We start from the raw sequence: 16,217 nt of genomic DNA, 5'->3' as shown, positions 1-16,217 counted from the left end.
CAGCCACCATGCACGCCATCCGCCTGCACACCTTCGGCCCCGCCGAGCACCTCACGTACGAGGAGACGCCCGACCCGAGCCCGGCCCCCGGCCAGGTCCGCATCGCGGTGACCGCGGCGGGCGCGCACCTCCTGGACACCGCGATCCGCGCGGGAATCAAGGGCCCGCTCCCCGAACTGCCGGCCCTGCCCACGATCCCGGGGCGCGAGGTGGCAGGCACGGTCGAGTCACTCGGCGAGGGAGTCGAAAAAAGCTGGCTCGGCAAACGCGTCGTGGCCCACATCGGCTTCGCGCCCGGGGGCTACGCCGAACTGACGGTCACAGAGGCATCCCGCCTGCACGAGATCCCCGAAGACCTCGACGACGCACAGGCCGTGGCACTCATCGGCACAGGGCGTACGACGATGGGAATCCTGCAGTTCGCCGAGCTGACCCCCGCCTCCGTGGCCGTCATCCCGGCGGCGGCGGGCGGCATCGGCACGCTCCTGGTCCAGTACGCCAAGCATGCGGGCGCCACGGTGATCGGCCTGGCGGGCGGCCCCGAGAAGACGGCCCTGGTGGAGGCGAACGGCGCGGACCTGGCCGTCGACTACAAGACCCCGGACTGGCCGGACAAGGTGCGCACGTACCTCACAGAACTCAGCGCCAACGACGCCAACGGCTCCAACGGCGCGAACGGCGCCACCGTCGTCTTCGACGGAGTGGGCGGTGAGGCAGGCCTGGCCGCAGTGGACCTCCTCGCCCCCGGCGGCGAGCACATCGTCTTCGGCTGGTCGGGCAAGGGCCTCCACGACGGCGAACCCCTGACCTTCACCGACGAGCAGCTGGCGGCCCGCGGCATCACCCAGACCGGCGTACTCGGCCCGGTGATGATGCGGAAGGCAGGCGGCGACAACCCCGTCCGCACCCTGGAGCTGGCGGCACTCGCCGAAGCGGCGAAGGGCCACTTCACCCCGGCGGTCCAGCGCTACCCCCTGTCGGAGGCGGCAAGGGCCCACGCGGACCTGGAGAACCGCCGCACGGTGGGCAAGGTGGTACTGATCCCGTGAACAAGAACAAGAACAAGAACAAGCGGCCCTGCTAGTCGGTAGCGGCCCCCAGCCCGGCCAACGCCCCATCGGTCAACCGATACACAGTCCACTCGTCCTGCGGCACCGCACCGAGCGACTTGTAGAAGTTGATCGACGGCTCGTTCCAGTCGAGCACGGACCATTCAAGCCGCTCATACCCCCGCTCCACACAGATCCGCGCGAGCTCGGTCAGCAGCGCCTTGCCGTAACCGCCGCCGCGCGCCTCGGGCCGTACGTACAGGTCCTCCAGGTAGATCCCGTGCACCCCGCGCCACGTGGAGAAGTTCAAGAACCACAGCGAGAACCCGACGGCCTCCCCCGAGGCGTCATCCTGCGCGATGTGCGCGAACGCGGCGGGCCGCTCCCCGAAGAGCGCGTCACGCAGCTGCTCCTCAGTGGCCCTGACCTCGTCGAGGGCCTTCTCGTACTCGGCGAGGTCGCGAACCATGGCGTGGATGACGGGAACGTCGTCAGGCGTGGCGATACGAATCATGGCCGCAGGCTAACCAGGCCGCCCGCCGGCACCAACCGGCGTCTCACCACCCGAGCAGCCGTCGCGCGGCCTCCATGTCCTCCTCGTCCGGCGAACGCCCGTCCTCGATCTCCCACAGCGCGTTCTGCATCACCCGGCCCAAGGCTCCCCCGCGTACGCGTACTGCGACTCGATCAGCGCGTCCGGAATGCGAATGTCGATCACGCCCGCGACGCTACCGGCGTGGGTGAATCACCGCATGGGGATTATTCGGGGTACAAGGGCTGCGACTCAGGCAGTCCGGTCCTACATCCGCAGCGCCCCAGGAACGTACATCTGGCTAGCGATCCTCTTCGTCACGACAGTGGCAATGCACCACATGTCACCGGAGTTCGAGAACGACTTCCTACGCCAGCGCTCCACCAACATCCACGAGCTGTCCCACAACCCCGTCCGCGTCCTGATCTCCAGCGCGTTCTGGATCGACGGCGGCAGCTGGCTCCCGTACGCCGTGCTCTACACCCTCTTCCACGCCACCGCGGAACGCTGGCTCGGCACGGCCCGCTGGCTCGCGGTGGCCGCGGGCGCGCACGTCATGGCCACCCTCATCAGCGAAGGCGTCCTCGCGCTCGCGATCCACCACGGCGCCGCCCCGCAGTCCTCGGCCAAGACCCTGGACGTGGGCGTGAGTTACGCGCTCGCGGGCGTGGTCGCGGTCCTCACCTACCGGGTGCCGAAACCCTGGAGATACGCGTACCTGCTCATCGTCCTCGCCGTGTACGGCACCCCGCTGATCACCGGCAGGACCTTCACCGACCTGGGCCACTTCGCATCGGTCCTGATCGGCCTGGCCTGCTACCCACTGACCCGAAGCGCCGTCCGCCCGGCCCCCGGCCCCGGCTCCAGACGGCCGGTCAAGAGATCCCGGACCCCTTGAGCTCCTTGGCGAACGCGTCCTGATCGAACAACGAGTCGCTCGCCGCCTTCTTCCCGTCGATCACGACGGTCGGCGTGCCCTGCATACCGTCGTCGGTGAAGGCCTGCATGGCCACACCGACCCACTTCTTGTACGTCCCCTTCTGCACGGCCTTGTCGAACTCGGCACCCCGAAGCCCGTCGACCGTACCGGCGATCTTCAACAGGAAGGCAGGCGTGTACGCGTCCTCGGTCTCGCTCGCGGCCTGATTGGCGAAGACCGCGGCGTGGAACTGCGGGAACTTGCCCGCATCGACCGAGGCCCGCAGCGCGTTGGCCGCGTTCACCGAGCCGCTGCCGCCGAGATTCTTGTCGAGGAACGAGGCGATCGTGTACTCGACCTTCACCTTGCCCTCGGCCACCGGCTTCACCAGGGCCTGCGCACCGCTGTCCTCGAACTTCTTACAGATGGGGCAGCGCGGGTCCTCGTACAGCTTGACCGTGTGCCCGGCCTTCGGGTCGCCGACCGTGATCACACCGCCCTTCACGGAGGCGGGCGTCCGCGCGAGCGCGTCGCTGCCGGCCGGAGGCGCCTTCACCGCCGAACCACCGGCACCCCCGGACTCCGACCCGGACTCCGAGGGCGACACCGAAGCCGACGACGAACCCGACGCCTTGCCATCGCCCCCGCCCGTCAGGTCCTCGGGCCCGCAGGCGGCCGCGCCCGCGGCGACGAGTGCGGTGGCTGCCACCGCGGCGACGATGCGCCCGGCCTTGCGTACGGCGCGTACGGCCATCTGAACGTTCCTCCAGGATCTCGGCACATGACCCTCCGCCACGCACCGCATCAACGTATCGGACCCCCCGCACCGAAGCCGCATGGCACGGCCCTCCCCAAAGCCCCCATCAGCGCAGTAACGTCCGGCACATGAGCAGCACGATCAACGGCGGCATCTCGTTCTGGTACGCGGACCACGGCACCCCGGCCCCCCGCGAACCGCTCGCGGGCGACGAGAGTGCCGACGTCTGCATAGTCGGCGGCGGTTACACGGGCCTGTGGACCGCGTACTACCTGAAGAAGTCCGCCCCCTTCCTCCGCATCACCGTCCTGGAACAGAAGTTCTGCGGCTACGGAGCCTCCGGCCGCAACGGCGGCTGGCTCTACAACGGCATCGCGGGCCGCGACCGCTACGCCCGCCTGCACGGCAAAGAAGCGGCGGTCCGCCTACAGGAGGCAATGAACGACACGGTCGACGAGGTGATCCGCGCCGCCGCCGAAGAGCAGATAGACGCGGACATCCACCACGGCGGCGTACTCGAAGTGGCGTACACACCAGCCCAGTTGGCGCGCCTGAAGGAATTCCACGCCACGGAGCTCGCGTACGGCGAGAAGGACCGCACCCTGCACGGCGCCCGCGAGACGGCCGACCGCGTACGCGTGGCGGGCGCGGTCGGCTCCACCTGGACCCCGCACGGCGCACGCCTGCACCCGGTGAAACTGGTGAAGGGCCTGGCGGCGGCAGTCGAAGCACTCGGCGTGACGATCCACGAATCGACGCCCGTCACGGAGATCAAACCCAAGCACGCCAGCACGCCGTACGGCACGGTCCGCGCCCCGTACATCCTGCGCTGCACGGAGGGCTTCACGGCGTCCCTCAAGGGCCAGCGCCGCACCTGGCTCCCCATGAACTCCTCAATGATCGCAACGGAGCCACTCACTCCCGCCCAATGGGAGTCGATCGGCTGGGAGGGCCGGGAAACACTCGGCGACATGGCGCACGCGTACATGTACGCCCAGCGCACCGCGGACGGCCGCATCGCACTCGGCGGCCGAGGCGTCCCCTACCGCTACGGCTCAAAAACGGACAACGACGGCCGCACCCAACCGGCCACCATCGAGGCCCTGCACGAAATCCTGACCCGCTTCTTCCCCCAGCTGGCCGGAGTACAGGTGGCCCACGCCTGGTCCGGCGTGCTCGGCGTCCCCCGCGACTGGTGTGCCACGGTCACCCTGGACCGCGCGACGGGCCTCGGCTGGGCCGGCGGCTACGTCGGCTCGGGCGTAGCCACCGCCAACCTCGCGGCCCGCACCCTGCGCGACCTGGTCCAGCAGGACTCGGGCCAGAGCGGTACCACCGACCTGACGACCCTCCCCTGGGTCAACCACAAGGTCCGCAAATGGGAACCGGAACCGTTCCGCTGGCTGGGCGTCCAGGGCATGTACGCGACATACCGCAACGCGGACCGCCGAGAACTCACCACCCCGACCACCCAGGCCCCCCGCCTGGCCCGCATCGCGGACCGCTTGTCGGGCCGCCACTGAGCGCACGTACGGCAAACGCCCGAAGGCCCCGCTCACCGGGAGAGGTGAGCGGGGCCTTCGGGCACTCTGAGCCCCCTGTCGGATTCGAACCGACGACCTACGCATTACAAGTGCGTTGCTCTGGCCATCTGAGCTAAGGAGGCATACAAGGCAGGCAAGGCGTGCGCTGACGTGCTCGAGCAGTGTAACCAACACCGCCGATGCCCCTGTCGAAAATTTCCCCGAAGCTCGCGACTCCCCGACTACTGACAGACCTGTGACCCCCGGGGTACGGTCACGAACAGTTCACTCAGGTGGACTACACCACTCCCTCTACTACGGATCGTCCGGCACGTTCCTGCCGGTGAAGGGGGCCTTCACCATGGCCACTGTTTCGTTCGACAAGGCGACCCGCATCTACCCGGGTGGCGACAAGCCCGCCGTCGATCAGCTCGAGCTCGATGTCGCGGACGGCGAATTCCTCGTCCTCGTCGGTCCCTCCGGCTGCGGAAAGTCCACCTCCCTGCGGATGCTCGCGGGTCTCGAGGACGTGAACGCGGGCGCGATCCGCATCGGTGACCGCGACGTCACGCACCTGCCGCCCAAGGACCGGGACATCGCCATGGTGTTCCAGAACTACGCGCTCTACCCGCACATGACGGTCGCCGACAACATGGGCTTCGCCCTGAAGATCGCGGGCGTCAACAAGGCCGAGATCCGCCAGAAGGTCGAGGACGCGGCGAAGATCCTCGACCTCACGGACTACCTGGCCCGCAAGCCGAAGGCCCTCTCCGGCGGTCAGCGTCAGCGTGTCGCCATGGGGCGCGCCATCGTGCGTGAGCCGCAGGTCTTCCTCATGGACGAGCCGCTGTCGAACCTCGACGCCAAGCTGCGTGTGTCGACGCGTACGCAGATCGCGTCGCTCCAGCGCCGTCTCGGCATCACCACCGTCTACGTCACCCACGACCAGGTCGAGGCCATGACCATGGGCGACCGCGTGGCGGTCCTGAAGGACGGTCTGCTCCAGCAGGTCGACTCGCCGCGCAACATGTACGACCGCCCGGTGAACCTCTTCGTCGCGGGCTTCATCGGCTCCCCCGCGATGAACCTCGTCGAGGTCCCGATCACCGACGGCGGCGTGAAGTTCGGCAACTCGGTCGTGCCGGTCAACCGCGAGGCGCTGTCCGCCGCGGCCGACAAGGGCGACCGCACGGTCACGGTCGGCGTCCGCCCCGAGCACTTCGACATCGTCGAGCAGAACGGCGCCGCCGCGAAGTCCCTCTCCAAGGAGACCGAGGACGCGCCCGCGGGCCTCGCCGTCTCCGTGAACGTCGTCGAGGAGCTCGGCGCCGACGGCTACGTCTACGGCTCCGCGGAGGTCAGCGGCGAGCACAAGGACCTCGTGGTCCGTGTGAACGGCCGCAAGGTCCCGGAGAAGGGCACGCAGCTGCACGTCGTGCCGCGCCCGGGTGAGATCCATGTCTTCTCGACGTCGACCGGTGAGCGCCTCACCGACTGACAGTCCGCCTCATCAGCACGTGCAGGGCCCCGCACCCCTCGGTGCGGGGCCCTGCGCGTGCGGCGGTGTTGTCGACAAATACCCCGGCAGACCAGTCATTTCGACCAGCGCTCGTCAACACGACTCCAAAGAAACCTCATTCTCCGTCGCTCGACCGAGTGACGTAATGTCGCCAAATCATCACCGACCGCTACGCTCACTCGCGTGACGCACTCCGCCAACTACACCCAGAAGTCGCGCCGAGCCCATCGAGGCCCCGCCCGACGCATCGGTCGCACGCTCGCCCTCGTCCTGCCCGTGATGCTGGTGCTCTCCGGGACCCTCGCGGTCACCAGCGTCAACTGGTCCGGGAACTCCTCGGATTCGATGCTCACCGCATCCGCCGACAACCTCTCCGTGCCGGCCAAGTCCCGCGCCCCGCAGGACGTCCTGCGCGACCGGCTGCTCCTGGAGCTCCAGGACAGGAGCCCGGCCGTGGCGCTCACTCATCTCCAGCAGGAGGTGAACCGCCACCCGTCGCTCGCCAGGCACTGTGTCTCCGTCGCCCGTGCCCTGGGCCGCGCCGCAGTCCAGAAGTACGGCCCGAGCCGCGCCCAGTCGTACTCCCGCCCGGTCTGCGACACGTCCTTCGCGGCAGGCGTCGCCGCCCACCAGAACGGCTGACCGGGGCGGCACGTAGGGTTTCCGGCATGACCGGCGACCCCCACGCTCACCAGCCCACGCAGGCCGTCGTCCTGGCCGGAGGCCAAGGCTCGCGCCTGCGTCCGTACACCGACGACCGGCCCAAGCCGATGGTCGAGATCCCTGGCACAGGGACCCCGATCATCGGCCATCAGCTTTCCTGGCTCGCGGCCGAGGGCGTGACGGACGCGGTCGTCTCCTGCGGCCATCTCGCCGAAGTGCTCCAGGAGTGGCTGGAGTCGGCAGATCTCCCGCTGAACGTCACCACGGTCGTCGAGACCGAGCCCCTGGGCCGCGGCGGCGGCCTCAAGTACGCCGCCCGTCACCTGCCGCACGCGGACCGCCCCTGGTACGCGACGAACGGCGACATCTGGACCCGCTTCTCGCTGCGCGACATGGCGGCCTTCCACGCCGAGCGCGACGCCACCGCGACCCTCGCCCTGGCCCGCCCCCGCATTCCGTGGGGCGCCGTCGAGACGGACGCGTTCGGCCACATCACGGACTTCATCGAGTCCCCGCCGTCCCCGTATCTGATCAACGCGGGCGTGTACGTCTTCTCCTCGTCCTTCGCCGCGCTCCTTCCGGACCGCGGTGACCACGAGCGGACCACGTTCCCGCGCCTGGCCCGCGAGAAGAGCCTGGCGGGCTTCCCGCTGCCGCAGGGCGCCTACTGGCGGGCGATCGACACCGCGAAGGACCTCACGGAAGCCGCCAAGGAGCTCGCCGCACAGGTCGGTTGAGGGTCTCGCCAGATTCCCTCCGTACGTCGATGGGGCCCCGCACAGTGTCTGTGCGGGGCCCCATCGACGTACACGGGAGAGAAGACAGAGCAGCGGGTCAGCCGCCGCCCAGCAGTCCGCCCACCAGCCGGTCGTTGCCGCCCGTGCTGCCGCCGCTCGCGCCGCCCTCGGGGGTGCCGCCGCCGCTGCCGCCACTGGATGTGGGGCCCGCTGTGGTGGACGACGGGGGCTGCTGGGGCGTCGACTGCTGGGGCGGGGCCTGTCCTGTGCCCTGCGTCTGGCTCGGCTGACCCTGGCCCGTGCCCGCGGTGGCGGTGTCGGGCGCCGTGCCCGGCGTTGTCGCCGCGCCCGCGCCCTGCGTGGGGCTCGCGGAGCTGCCCTGGGTGGGCGCCTCGGAGGCCGTGGGGCTCTGCGAGTGGCGCTGGCGGTGCTTCTGCTTTCCGCCGGGTTCACCGGGGAGCGGCGAGCCCGGCAGTTCGTTGCGGGGCGCCTCGCCGGGTCCCGGCACGGTCACGCGGTCGGCGTCCCGCACGGCGCCGCCGAGCATGGAGCCGAGCAGCAGGGTGACTCCCACGACGAGCGCTCCGACGAGCCCGCCGCGCCGCAGCACGCGCCGCCGCAGCTCCCAGATGTCGACGCGCGGTCCGAGCGTGCGCCAGGCCTCGCCCGCGAGGCGTCCGTCGACGGAGTAGACGGGTGCGCCCGCGATGATGAGCGGCGACCAGGCGGCCAGGTAGATGATGTCCGGCGCGTCGTAGGCGGGGACGGTCTTCCAGCTGACGGTGACGATGAGCGCGGCGGAGAGCAGTACGCCGATGCCGGCGGCGACCCGCTGCCAGAGCCCGAGCACCGTGAGCACGCCGACGATGATCTGGAGGAAGGCGATGCAGAGCCCGGCGCCGACCGGGTGCGAGAGGGCGAAGTCGCGCAGTGGCTCGGCGAGTGCCCAGGGGTGCAGGGAGTTGAGCCACTTGACCATGGAGCCGCGCTCGCCGCCGTCGAAGTAGACGGGGTCGCAGAGCTTGCCCATGCCGGCGTAGATGGAGATGAACCCGAGGAAGACGCGCAGCGGGAGCAGCACGACGCCGAGGTTCATGCGGCGGCCGGGGTAGTAGGCGTGCCGGACGGGATCCGCGCCGTGTCGCCGGACGGTCTGGCCCTCACCCTCGTCGAACTCGTCGAACTCATCGTCTTCGTACGGGAGTTGCTCGTCGAGGTCGCTCTCCGACATCGGCATACGCGGGATCAGCCGGGTGTCGGGGTTGTGATGCCGGGGACCGATGACGGCAGGTGTGGCCTGCGTACTCTCGAGGCCGTCGCCGAGGTCGTCGTCGAGGTCGATGCGGGGGATGACCTGCGTGGCTCCCCCTTCGTCGTAGGGGGTGCCCCCGGCTTCGGCCGAATGGCGCACGCCGGTGCCGCGCACCGCCTGGAGCAGTCCGGTGGCTCCGGGGTCGCCCGGTTCGGACTTCCCGCTCCAGACGACGGGCGAGCGGCGCCGCGTGGTGGAGCCGACTGCGGGGATGCGCGCGGTGTCGTCGGCGGTGTTCAAGTGCCGTGCGATACGCGGGGATTGGGTCCGCTGCGCGGTGGGGAGCTGCACGCGGAAGCTCGCGTGATTCACGATGACCTGGGCCGGGTCGCTCGGCACCTTCACCATGCTCAGCGCGGGAGCTTCGTCGAAACCTGGCGAGCTTCCCCCCGTGGGATTGCGGGGCGTTCTGGTGTCCACACTCATCTAACCGAGTGATGTGTGTTTAGGACACTGCCTTGACCGTGCGGAAATGTCCGGACCGCGTCAAGATCCTCCCGGTCTCCGGCCGGCCCGGTTTCTCAGGGCCGACCGAAGTCCGGGGGTGATGGCTAACTACGGTGCCGGGACGCCTCGTAGAGCACGACGCCCGCCGCCACACCGGCGTTCAGGGACTCCGCGCCGCCCGGCATGGGGATCCGCACCCGGTAGTCGCAGGTCTCGCCGACGAGACGCGAGAGCCCCTTGCCCTCGCTTCCGACGACGATCACGACAGGGCCGGACAGTGCCGCCAGGTCGCCGACCTCGTGCTCGCCGTCCGCGGCGAGGCCGACGATCGCGAGCCCGGCCTTCTTGTAGGCCTCTAGGACGCGGGTCAGGTTCGTGGCCCGCGCCACCGGCGTACGCGCCGCGGCACCGGCGGACGTCTTCCAGGCGCCCGCGGTCATGCCCGCGGCACGCCGCTCGGGGACGACGACGCCGTGCCCGCCGAAGGCGGAGACCGAACGCACCACGGCGCCCAGGTTCCGCGGGTCCGTCACGCCGTCGAGCGCGACGATCAGCGGGTCCTGGCCGCGGTCGAACGCGGCGGCCGCGAGCTCCTCGGGGTGCGCGTACTCGTAGGGCGGCACCTGGAGCACGAGGCCCTGGTGGTTGAGGCCGTTCGTCATGCGGTCGAGCTCGGGGCGCGGCGCCTCCATGAGGTGGATGCCGCCGCGCTCACCTGCCAGCTGGAGCGCCTCGCGCACGCGCTCGTCGTTGTCGATGAACTGCTGGACGTAGAGCATCGACGCGGGGACGCCCTCGCGCAGCGCCTCGACGACGGAGTTGCGGCCGACGACCATCTCGGACGTGCCCTTGCCGCCGCGCCCCTTCACGGGACGCCGACCGCCACCGCCACCGGGGCCGCCGGTGGCCTTCTTGGCCATGGCGTTGGTGATGCGGTTCTTCTTGTGTCCCTTGCGCGCCTCGGCGGGCGGCGTCGGGCCCTTGCCCTCAAGGCCGCGGCGCCGATTTCCACCGCTGCCGACCTGCGCGCCCTTCTTGCCGGACATGCGGCGGTTGTTAGCGGCCATGGACCTACCTGTCTCTGTGATGCGTGCGGCGGCTGCCTCTGTACGGCGTGACTGCGCACTGCGTGAACTGCGTACGTATATGAAGTGTGCCGCCCGGGTCGCCGGGCGGCACATTGCGAGCCCTGACGGACTCGGACGCTCAGCGCGGGCCGAGTGTCCACCGCGGTCCTGCCGGGCCGTCCTCGATGACGAGACCGGACTGGTTGAGCTGATCACGGATGGCGTCGGCGGTCGCCCAGTCCTTGCGGCCACGCGCCGCCTCGCGCTGCTGGAGCACGAGGCGTACGAGGGTGTCGACGACTCCGTGGAGGTCTTCGCCGCGGTCGCCCTCTCCGGCCCAGTGCGGGTCGAGCGGGTCGAGGCCGAGCACGCCCAGCATGGCCCGCACCTCGGCGAGCCGTGCCACCGCGGCTTCCTTGTCGTCGGCGGCGAGGGCGGAATTGCCCTGCCTGACCGTCGTGTGGACGATGGCGAGCGCCTGCGGGACCCCGAGGTCGTCGTCCATCGCGTCGGCGAAGGCGGGCGGCACCTCGGGCGCGGGCTCGACGACGCCCCCGGCCTTCTCCACCACGCGCTGCACGAAGCCCTCGATCCGCGCGAAGGCGGACTCGGCCTCGCGCAGGGCCTCCTCGCTGTACTCGATCATCGAGCGGTAGTGGGGGGTGCCCAGGTAGTAGCGGAGGACGATCGGGCGCCATGCCTTGACCATCTCGGACACGAGAACCGAGTTGCCGAGCGACTTGGACATCTTCTCGCCGCTCATGGTGACCCAGCCGTTGTGCACCCAGTACCGCGCGAACGCGTCCCCGAAGGCCTTGGCCTGCGCGATCTCGTTCTCGTGGTGCGGGAAGATCAGGTCGATGCCGCCGCCGTGGATGTCGAACTCACGGCCCAGGTACTTGTGGGCCATCGCCGAGCACTCCAGGTGCCAGCCGGGACGGCCGCGGCCCCAGGGGGTCTCCCAGCTGGGCTCCCCCTCCTTGGCGGACTTCCACATGGCGAAGTCACGCGGGTCGCGCTTGCCGGTCTCGCCGTCGCCCGACGGCTGCAGCAGGTTGTCGAGCTCCTGGTTGGACAGCTCCAGGTAGCCGGGGAAGGACTTCACGTCGAAGTAGACGTTGCCGTCCGACTCGTAGGCGTGGCCGCGCTCGATCAGGCCGCGCATCATCTCGATCATCTCGGTGATGTGACCGGTGGCACGCGGCTCGTACGTGGGCGGCAGGCAGCCGAGGACGTCGTAGCCGTCGTTGAAGGCCCGCTCGTTCTCGTACCCGATGGACCACCACGGGCGGCCCTGCTCGGCCGACTTCCGGATGATCTTGTCGTCGATGTCCGTGACGTTGCGGATGAAGGTGACGTCGTATCCGCGGTAGTCGAACCAGCGGCGCATGATGTCGAAGTTCAGACCGGACCGGATGTGCCCGATGTGCGGGGCCGCCTGCACCGTAGCGCCGCACAGGTAGATCGAGACACAACCGTCGATGAGCGGGCTGAAGTCTCGGATCTGCCGGGCGCTGGTGTCGTACAGGCGAATCGTCACCACTCCAGGGTAGTGGGCGCAGGACAGTGCCCTGCGACCTCTCGGGCCAACAGGGCACGGAACTGTGACATGCGCGGGGCATGGGCGGGGGATGCGTGTGCGCGCGAAGCCCTCAGATCCTGCCGACGACCTTGCGTGCGGTGACGCGGACGACGACGCGCGGGGCGTCGTCCGCGGAGCCCGGGTTGAACTCCGCGTACTTCTTTCCGGTGTATTTCAGGGCCAGCTCGTCGATGAGCTCCTGCCCGCCCTCGGTGGTCATCGTCGCCTCGCCGCGGATCTCGGCGTACGAGTACGGCTCGTCGAAGGGCTGGAGCAGCACCGTCACGCGCGGGTCGCGGCGCAGGTTCTGCTCCTTGCGACGGCCGACCGTGGTGGAGAAGAGCAGCTCGTCGCCGTCGCGCTTCACCCAGACCGGTGAGACCTGGGGGCTGCCGTCGGGCTGGATGGTGGCCACGGAGATGAAGACGGGGGTGTCGAGAAGGGACTTGAGCTTGTCGGACAGTTCGGCGGCCATGAAGGGTGCCTCTCTCTCGTACTCGTACGTCGGTGGGTGACGTTGAGCTGCTCTGGGGACGCGTTCCCGATATTGCTCCAACACACCCTCCCGCCGCGGCATTTCACCCGCGGCCGGTACGCCGGTCAGCCCGACCGGACCACGAGTGCCGTGGCGATCGCGGCGAGGCCCTCGGCGCGGCCGGTGAGGCCGAGCCCGTCCGTCGTCGTGCCGGAGACGGCGACGGGGGCGCCCGCGGCGGCGCTGAGCGTCTTCTGCGCCTCGTCGCGCCGCTTGCCGACCTTGGGGCGTACGCCGATGACCTGGACGGCGATGTTGCCGATCTCGAAGCCTTCGGCGCGCACGATCCTGGCCGCCTCGGCGAGCAGCGTCACTCCGGACGCACCGGACCACTCGGGCCTGCTGGTGCCGAAGTGCGCGCCGAGGTCGCCGATGCCGGCCGCGGAGAACAGGGCGTCGCAGGCGGCGTGCGCGGCGACGTCCCCGTCGGAGTGCCCGGCGAGGCCGACGGTCTCGCCTTCCCAGAGGAGCCCGGCGCACCACAGCTCGCGCCCTTCCTCGAAGGCGTGCACGTCGGTGCCGATGCCGACCTGCGGCATACGGAGGGCCGGGGAGTTCTCAGAAGCCATCGTTGGCCCTCCTGCGGGCGAGTACGGCCTCGGCGAGGACGAGGTCGAGGGGGCGCGTCACCTTGAAGGCCTCTTCGTGGCCCGGCACGACGACGACCTGGAGGCCGAGCTGCTCGACCATGCTCGCGTCGTCCGTCACGTCGTCGGTGACCGTCTCGTGGGCGCGGACGAGGGTGTCGCGGTCGAAGCCCTGCGGGGTCTGCACGGCACGCAGGCGGGCCCGCTCGGGCGTGGCCACCACGGGCTCGGGGCGGCCCGGGTTGGCGGGGTCCCCCGGCTCGACCTGCTTGACGGTGTCGGCGAGGGGCAGCGCGGGGACGACAGCGGGGGCCCCTTCGCGTACGGCCTCGATGACGCCGTCGACGGTGTCGACCGGCACCAGGGGGCGGGCCGCGTCGTGCACCAGGACGACGCCGATGCCCTCCGGCAGGGCGTCGAGGCCGAGCTTCACGGACTCCTGACGGGTCTCGCCGCCGGGGACCACCATGAAGTCGGTGCGCTCTGGGAGTGCGTGGTCGGCCAGGAGGGTCTTGACCTCGGCGACGCCCTCCGGTGGGGCGACGACGACGACGAGCGAGACGGCGCGGGATGCGGCCATGGCCCGTACGGCATGGATGAGCATGGGCGTGCCGTTCAGCGCGCGGAGCGCCTTGGGGGCGCCCGGCCCGAGCCGTACGCCGCGTCCGGCGGCGGGAATGACGACCGCGGTGCGGGATTCCTCAGACATCGGTTCCGTTCAGGTTTGTGTGCTCGGCCGAGGTGGGTATGGCCACAGCGACGCCGGGCGCGAGCCCTTGACCGGACCCTTCCGTGACATCTGGTCGAGCCACTGCCCGAGCCCGGCACCCATCACGCGGCACACACACAAGCAGCACCGAGTACGACGTAGGAATTCATTCATTCAGGGATTGCGTCTGAGCACTAGATCTTGTCTGGGGACGAGATCTCGTCTGGGTACGAACATGCCGCAGCGCCCGGCGACACCATTGAGGGTCAGCGGGCACCGCGGCATTTCATGCGCCAAGACGTCGTGCCTGATCATGTCAGGACGCGATCAGCGCGATCAGGACGCGAGAACCTCGTCAAGCAGGGCCTCGGCCTTGTCCTCGTTCGTGTTCTCCGCGAGGGCGAGCTCGCTCACCAGGATCTGGCGAGCCTTGGCGAGCATGCGCTTCTCACCCGCGGAGAGTCCGCGCTCGCGCTCACGACGCCACAGGTCACGCACGACTTCCGCGACCTTGATGACATCGCCCGATGCGAGCTTCTCGAGATTTGCCTTGTAGCGACGGGACCAGTTCGTCGGCTCTTCGGCGTACGGCGCGCGCAGTACTTCGAAGACCCGGTCGAGCCCGTCCTGACCAACCACATCACGTACGCCGACGAACTCCGCATTGTCCGCAGGCACACGTACCGTCAAGTCGCCCTGAGCGACCTTCAGCACCAAGTAGGTCTTGTCCACGCCTTTGATCTGGCGAGTCTCAATGGCCTCGATCAGCGCGGCCCCGTGATGGGGATAGACCACGGTGTCGCCAACCTTGAACGTCATGTGACAGGTACCCCTTCCGTGGCTATCCATCCTAACACGAGAACGGCCTCTTCTGAATGGCGTTTTCGCAGGTCAGGGCATATCTCGGGGCTTGACAACTGCAACAGGAACGTGCTGCGAAGGGCTTCCGGAGCGAGGTATTCGCAGGTGGGAGCGGCTCTCCGGGGAAGCGGAAACGCGCCCGTTACACCCCCTCCGAGAGCGCTCCACGAGGACGAACGTCCCGGTTTGCCAGGTTCCAAGCGGTGAACTTCCGCTACTCCGTTCGGCGACCGGAGAGCCGTGCTAGTCGCCGTTCGGCATGAATCCGGAATTGATCAAGCGACCCCGGTGATCAATTTCCCGGACTTCCCCGGACTTCCCCGAACCGCCATGCATTCCTTACCGGAAATCCGCAGGACGGGCCGCGGCGACTCTTGACGGCTCTTATGTGAATGGTGAACGAGAGGCCAATGGCGCGGATGGTGACGGAGGCGACGGCAGTGACTTCTGCGGCCCCAGCCGCGGCGGGACACGAGAGACACGGAAGAGGCACGCGAGAGGCTCGCGGGCCGTAGGGGCGGGTCGGGTGCGATGGCGCGGGAGCGGCTCGGTAACCTAAGCCCGCTGACACACACTTAGGACGGCTTTACGGCCGTCCGCCTCTCCCTTACCGCCCTCGTTCAAGGAGTTGCCGCCGCCGTGAGCCGCAGCCTTCGACGTGGCGCCATCGCCGCCACCGCCATCGCGTTCTCGCTCGCCTCGCTCGCCGCGTGCGGCGCCGGCAGCAACGCTCAGACGCTCGAGGTGAAGCCGGACAACGCGGCAACCGCCGTCGGGGACATCAAGATCCAGAACGCCATGGTGATCACCCAGCCCGACCTGAAGTCGACGGGCCCCGCCGTGGTCGCCGCGACGATCTTCAACAACGGCCGCACCGACCAGACCCTGGACGGCATCGCGGTCAACGGAACCGGCAAGACGGCCAAGATCACCCCGGCCAAGGACGACAAGGTCTCCAAGCGGGGCGGTCCGCTGACCATCCCGGCCGGTGGCTCCGTCATCATCGGCGGCAAGGACAACGCCTCCGCCGTCCTGCCCAGCAGCCGCGAGGCCGTCAAGGACGGCAACGCGCAGCCGGTCACCTTCAGCTTCAGCAAGACCGGCGACGTGAAGATGAAGACCTTCGTCGTGCCGGCGGACAGCTACTTCAAGAAGTGGGGCCCGAGCGAGGTTCCGGACGCTTCCGAGGCTCCGGGTTCGAAGCCGTCGGGTAAGCCGACGGGCGTGGCGAGCGGTGAGCCCGCCCCCGACGGTGCGAGCACCAACCCTTCGGGGAAGCCGTCGGGCGACGCCTCCGGCGCGGCGACGGACCCGTCGGGCGCCGCGTCGCAGAACGCGGGCACTCAGCACTGATACGACGCACATGCGAGAGGGCGGGAACCCGGTGCCGGGTTCCCGCCCTCTCGCATGTGCGTCTC

At 69.5% G+C, this 16,217-nt stretch carries 16 protein-coding genes and 1 tRNA gene; 7 read left to right on the top strand and 10 right to left on the bottom strand.

Annotation, left to right across the window (positions count from 1 at the left end):
* Positions 1 to 8: 8 nt before the first annotated feature.
* The gene (locus ACGFSB_RS26095; RefSeq protein WP_393403834.1) at positions 9 to 1,049 is read left to right on the top strand and encodes a zinc-binding dehydrogenase; all 1,041 of its coding nucleotides are present in this window, start codon (positions 9 to 11) and stop codon (positions 1,047 to 1,049) included.
* A 31-nt stretch (positions 1,050 to 1,080) separates the two neighbouring features.
* Here the strand turns inward: ACGFSB_RS26095 and ACGFSB_RS26090 are convergent, their stop codons facing one another.
* Positions 1,081 to 1,563 carry a GNAT family N-acetyltransferase gene (locus tag ACGFSB_RS26090; protein WP_393403832.1) on the bottom strand — a complete coding sequence of 161 codons (483 nt, stop codon included), beginning with the start codon at positions 1,561 to 1,563 and terminating at the stop codon, positions 1,081 to 1,083.
* Positions 1,564 to 1,801: 238 nt separating this feature from the next.
* Between ACGFSB_RS26090 and ACGFSB_RS26085 the strand changes: the two genes are divergently transcribed.
* Complete coding sequence (locus ACGFSB_RS26085; protein ID WP_393403829.1) at positions 1,802 to 2,479, top strand: rhomboid-like protein; 678 nt, start codon at positions 1,802 to 1,804, stop codon at positions 2,477 to 2,479.
* Here ACGFSB_RS26085 and ACGFSB_RS26080 read toward each other — a convergent pair.
* Positions 2,457 to 3,254 carry a DsbA family protein gene (locus ACGFSB_RS26080; RefSeq protein WP_393403827.1) on the bottom strand — a complete coding sequence of 266 codons (798 nt, stop codon included), beginning with the start codon at positions 3,252 to 3,254 and terminating at the stop codon, positions 2,457 to 2,459. The genes ACGFSB_RS26085 and ACGFSB_RS26080 overlap by 23 nt on opposite strands.
* Before the next feature lie 131 nt (positions 3,255 to 3,385).
* Here ACGFSB_RS26080 and ACGFSB_RS26075 point away from each other — a divergent pair, with 131 nt between their 5' ends.
* Positions 3,386 to 4,780: an NAD(P)/FAD-dependent oxidoreductase gene (locus tag ACGFSB_RS26075; RefSeq protein WP_393403825.1), complete on the top strand. Its 1,395-nt coding sequence runs from the start codon at positions 3,386 to 3,388 to the stop codon at positions 4,778 to 4,780.
* A gap of 69 nt (positions 4,781 to 4,849) precedes the next feature.
* Here ACGFSB_RS26075 and ACGFSB_RS26070 read toward each other — a convergent pair.
* A tRNA-Thr gene (locus ACGFSB_RS26070) sits at positions 4,850 to 4,923 on the bottom strand.
* 218 nt (positions 4,924 to 5,141) lie between these two features.
* Between ACGFSB_RS26070 and ACGFSB_RS26065 the strand changes: the two genes are divergently transcribed.
* The 3 genes from ACGFSB_RS26065 (at position 5,142) to ACGFSB_RS26055 (ending at position 7,699) form a co-directional block, all read left to right on the top strand.
* The gene (locus ACGFSB_RS26065; protein ID WP_393403822.1) at positions 5,142 to 6,278 is read left to right on the top strand and encodes an ABC transporter ATP-binding protein; all 1,137 of its coding nucleotides are present in this window, start codon (positions 5,142 to 5,144) and stop codon (positions 6,276 to 6,278) included.
* Between the two features lie 204 nt (positions 6,279 to 6,482).
* Complete coding sequence (locus ACGFSB_RS26060; protein WP_393403820.1) at positions 6,483 to 6,941, top strand: hypothetical protein; 459 nt, start codon at positions 6,483 to 6,485, stop codon at positions 6,939 to 6,941.
* Positions 6,942 to 6,967: 26 nt separating this feature from the next.
* Positions 6,968 to 7,699: an NDP-sugar synthase gene (locus ACGFSB_RS26055; RefSeq protein ID WP_393403817.1), complete on the top strand. Its 732-nt coding sequence runs from the start codon at positions 6,968 to 6,970 to the stop codon at positions 7,697 to 7,699.
* Positions 7,700 to 7,796: 97 nt separating this feature from the next.
* Here ACGFSB_RS26055 and ACGFSB_RS26050 read toward each other — a convergent pair whose 3' ends face one another.
* The 7 genes from ACGFSB_RS26050 to ACGFSB_RS26020 form a co-directional block, all read right to left on the bottom strand.
* Entirely contained in the window at positions 7,797 to 9,437 is a 1,641-nt protein-coding gene (locus ACGFSB_RS26050) for a DoxX family protein (protein WP_393403815.1), read from the bottom strand.
* 125 nt (positions 9,438 to 9,562) lie between these two features.
* Positions 9,563 to 10,525 carry a 23S rRNA (guanosine(2251)-2'-O)-methyltransferase RlmB gene (gene rlmB / locus ACGFSB_RS26045; protein WP_393403812.1) on the bottom strand — a complete coding sequence of 321 codons (963 nt, stop codon included), beginning with the start codon at positions 10,523 to 10,525 and terminating at the stop codon, positions 9,563 to 9,565.
* Positions 10,526 to 10,664: 139 nt separating this feature from the next.
* A complete protein-coding gene (gene cysS / locus ACGFSB_RS26040; protein ID WP_393403809.1) occupies positions 10,665 to 12,065 on the bottom strand; it encodes a cysteine--tRNA ligase in 1,401 nt (466 codons plus the stop codon).
* Positions 12,066 to 12,177: 112 nt separating this feature from the next.
* Positions 12,178 to 12,582: a PPOX class F420-dependent oxidoreductase gene (locus tag ACGFSB_RS26035; protein ID WP_393403806.1), complete on the bottom strand. Its 405-nt coding sequence runs from the start codon at positions 12,580 to 12,582 to the stop codon at positions 12,178 to 12,180.
* Positions 12,583 to 12,707: 125 nt separating this feature from the next.
* Positions 12,708 to 13,211 carry a 2-C-methyl-D-erythritol 2,4-cyclodiphosphate synthase gene (gene ispF, locus ACGFSB_RS26030; protein ID WP_393403803.1) on the bottom strand — a complete coding sequence of 168 codons (504 nt, stop codon included), beginning with the start codon at positions 13,209 to 13,211 and terminating at the stop codon, positions 12,708 to 12,710.
* A complete protein-coding gene (gene ispD / locus ACGFSB_RS26025) occupies positions 13,201 to 13,938 on the bottom strand; it encodes a 2-C-methyl-D-erythritol 4-phosphate cytidylyltransferase (RefSeq protein ID WP_393403800.1) in 738 nt (245 codons plus the stop codon). The genes ispF and ispD overlap by 11 nt, the downstream gene beginning before the upstream one ends.
* Before the next feature lie 336 nt (positions 13,939 to 14,274).
* Positions 14,275 to 14,757, bottom strand: a complete 483-nt coding sequence (locus tag ACGFSB_RS26020) for a CarD family transcriptional regulator (protein WP_003953493.1) — start codon at positions 14,755 to 14,757, stop codon at positions 14,275 to 14,277.
* 681 nt (positions 14,758 to 15,438) lie between these two features.
* On the opposite strand from ACGFSB_RS26020, the gene ACGFSB_RS26015 reads away from it, so the two are divergent.
* Entirely contained in the window at positions 15,439 to 16,152 is a 714-nt protein-coding gene (locus tag ACGFSB_RS26015) for a DUF461 domain-containing protein (protein ID WP_393403797.1), read from the top strand.
* The last annotated feature ends 65 nt before the right edge of the window (positions 16,153 to 16,217 follow it).

The sequence above is a fragment of the Streptomyces sp. NPDC048441 genome (genome assembly GCF_043200235.1).
Classification (GTDB): domain Bacteria; phylum Actinomycetota; class Actinomycetes; order Streptomycetales; family Streptomycetaceae; genus Streptomyces.
Note: the sequence above shows the minus strand (reverse complement) of the source record. Positions and strands in the feature narration are given on the sequence as shown.

Excerpts from the sequence above, each read along its gene's own strand:
- ACGFSB_RS26035 (WP_393403806.1), bottom strand. The coding sequence starts at position 12,582 with ATGGCCGCCGAACTGTCCGACAAGCTCAAGTCCCTTCTCGACACCCCC.
- ACGFSB_RS26085 (WP_393403829.1), top strand. The coding sequence starts at position 1,802 with ATGGGGATTATTCGGGGTACAAGGGCTGCGACTCAGGCAGTCCGGTCC.
- ACGFSB_RS26095 (WP_393403834.1), top strand. The coding sequence starts at position 9 with ATGCACGCCATCCGCCTGCACACCTTCGGCCCCGCCGAGCACCTCACG.
- ACGFSB_RS26020 (WP_003953493.1), bottom strand. The coding sequence starts at position 14,757 with ATGACGTTCAAGGTTGGCGACACCGTGGTCTATCCCCATCACGGGGCC.
- ispD (WP_393403800.1), bottom strand. The coding sequence starts at position 13,938 with ATGTCTGAGGAATCCCGCACCGCGGTCGTCATTCCCGCCGCCGGACGC.
- ACGFSB_RS26075 (WP_393403825.1), top strand. The coding sequence starts at position 3,386 with ATGAGCAGCACGATCAACGGCGGCATCTCGTTCTGGTACGCGGACCAC.
- ispF (WP_393403803.1), bottom strand. The coding sequence starts at position 13,211 with ATGGCTTCTGAGAACTCCCCGGCCCTCCGTATGCCGCAGGTCGGCATC.
- rlmB (WP_393403812.1), bottom strand. The coding sequence starts at position 10,525 with ATGGCCGCTAACAACCGCCGCATGTCCGGCAAGAAGGGCGCGCAGGTC.
- ACGFSB_RS26080 (WP_393403827.1), bottom strand. The coding sequence starts at position 3,254 with ATGGCCGTACGCGCCGTACGCAAGGCCGGGCGCATCGTCGCCGCGGTG.
- ACGFSB_RS26055 (WP_393403817.1), top strand. The coding sequence starts at position 6,968 with ATGACCGGCGACCCCCACGCTCACCAGCCCACGCAGGCCGTCGTCCTG.
- ACGFSB_RS26065 (WP_393403822.1), top strand. The coding sequence starts at position 5,142 with ATGGCCACTGTTTCGTTCGACAAGGCGACCCGCATCTACCCGGGTGGC.
- ACGFSB_RS26090 (WP_393403832.1), bottom strand. The coding sequence starts at position 1,563 with ATGATTCGTATCGCCACGCCTGACGACGTTCCCGTCATCCACGCCATG.
- ACGFSB_RS26050 (WP_393403815.1), bottom strand. The coding sequence starts at position 9,437 with ATGAGTGTGGACACCAGAACGCCCCGCAATCCCACGGGGGGAAGCTCG.